Source organism: Pumilibacter intestinalis (assembly GCF_943193005.1).
Classification (GTDB): Bacteria; Bacillota; Clostridia; order Christensenellales; family Pumilibacteraceae; genus Pumilibacter; species Pumilibacter intestinalis.
Window position 1 is genome coordinate 1 of sequence record NZ_CALPCH010000040.1, and the last position, 2,049, is coordinate 2,049.

The following is a 2,049-nucleotide window of genomic DNA, read 5'->3' on the forward strand; positions in this document are numbered from 1 at the left end:
TGTTCAAGAGTGTGTTTGGTGCAAATTCGAATTTGCGATGCTAAAGTTGCACGTCCAAAAATTCACACACGTGAGTGAAAAAAGTCGCGACGTCGTTTCGAAGCCGCGAACAAAAATTCACAAAAATAACAACGGCTACAACCGCAAAAGCGGATAGCAAATAAATTTCATGTTAGGTTGCGACAAATCAGCAGCCAAAGGAGTAGAAAATGGCACAAAACATTAAACAAAACGAAGTTGTAACTACAAAGGCACTTCCCTTCCATGCAACTGTGAGCATGGGTGAGTATTACGACGAAACTACGCGCGAAATGCGGTCTTACGTTTCGGTAGTACTCGAAAATCCGTTCGACGACGAAGACTTTACCGACGTTCGCATAACGCCGAAATGGCGCAACGTTAAAGGAACTTTCGATTATTCGGCAAAGAAGCTTTTGCGCAGTTGTGACGAATTCGAGATAGACGGCGAAATAAAACTCGCGCAATATTACAGTAAACGCAAAAAGCGGAAAGTTACATATCCGGGAATGTTCGTTCAAAATCCTTTCGGTGAAGGCACCCTCGAATTCGGCGTAAAGCGCGAAGAAGACGCAAGCGTATTCAGTATGCTGGCTTCGGCGTATTTCAAAACACAACTCGATACCGAATCCGCCGAAGAAGAAAGTTCTTTTCATTAACCCCGTTATATAATCCGTCCGGGTTGCCTCCGACGGTTATATAAATACCCCCTGTGGGAAACGGGATTTCTTGGTAGGTTAGCCCGTTTCCCCACTATGCCGAAACCGAGTGGTCGGCTTTGTAGGGTTCGTTCCCCTATTTCGGCACAATTGTAATAATAAAAAATCGTAGCCCCCAGCGATAAGGGGAAAGGAGAAAAGAATGCCAAATTATCAAGAAAAGCAAAGACGGAGCGGCGGATATACTGCGGCAGAAAAACGCGCGTACTATTCCGGGCAGGGTTACAAACTTGCCGAAGAAGAAAGAGCGATTGCGTTCAAGAACCCGAACAACAAGCAGTCGTTTATTAACGGCTACAAATCGTTTGACCCGAGCAAATATCCGCCCAACCGCAAGGCGCAACGTAAAGGAAAATAGGCACTACAGCCCGGCAAAAACATTGTCGGGCTTTCGACTTTATATGAAAAAGGAGTAAATAAAAGAAATGGGAAGCATGAAAAAGCAATTAACTTTTATATCCATACTCATGGTTATAATCATAGCCGCGCTCACGTTGGGCGGCTTGCAATTATTCGGCAGAGGTAAAGCAAAGCCGAGCGAGTGGTTCGGAAAAGAGGAAAAAACACAATCGGAGCAAACCTCGCCCGAAACGGCAAGTTATGTAAGTTCGGCGTTGTTTGCGGAAAATGAAGAAAAGCCGACTTTCGAAGAATATTTGGCTTCTAAAAATCTAACGGAAAAGTTTGTATCTGAGCCTCAAGGATACATTGTTTTGAAAAATAATGTAAATGATACTGTAACTTCACAGGGAGTTCGCTTTTCGCCGTATTTAGGAATGGAAAATGCATTTGAAATTTATTGTACGGTATATTTTCCAAAAACATCTCCTTTGCCTAATTATGACGTTGTTTCGGTAAATGTTCAGGTATATACTTATGCAGGTAATGAATACATTTCTCCTAAATTTCACGATAATTGTTTAGAGTATTACAGCGTAGATTTTTGGCGTTATGCTGTTGATTCGGATAGACCTTGGTGTATTGTTACATACGAATTAACTCCAAAACCGAGTTTACCGTTGCCCGCCGAACCCACCAAAGAGGGGCATACCTTTGCGGGGTGGTATTACGGAACACAGGCAGAGCACGGAAGCAGTTGCCGAGTTTACGACGGTGCGCCCATATACGAAGATACGGCACTGCATGCGCATTTTAATATAAACCGCTATACCGTTACATATGACGTCGCAGGCGGCACGCCCATAGAGAGCGAGGTGCTCAATTGGAATACCGTCGCTTCCGCTCCTACTCCTATCCGCATAGGTTATAACTTTAAGGGTTGGGCATTGGCGGACGGTAGCATATACAACAA

The 2,049-nt window shown here is 44.0% G+C and carries 3 protein-coding genes; all 3 read left to right on the top strand.

The window, feature by feature from the left end; translation table 11 throughout:
- Nucleotides 1–209 precede the first annotated feature (209 nt).
- On the top strand, nt 210–677 hold the full coding sequence (locus NFR55_RS10370; RefSeq protein ID WP_251548823.1) for a hypothetical protein: 468 nt from the start codon (nt 210–212) through the stop codon (nt 675–677).
- A 202-nt stretch (nt 678–879) separates the two neighbouring features.
- Complete coding sequence (locus NFR55_RS10375; RefSeq protein WP_251548825.1) at nt 880–1,095, top strand: hypothetical protein; 216 nt, start codon at nt 880–882, stop codon at nt 1,093–1,095.
- A gap of 76 nt (nt 1,096–1,171) precedes the next feature.
- Nucleotides 1,172–2,049 (top strand): InlB B-repeat-containing protein (locus NFR55_RS10380; RefSeq protein ID WP_251548827.1); only part of this gene is annotated, 878 nt, incomplete at its 3' end.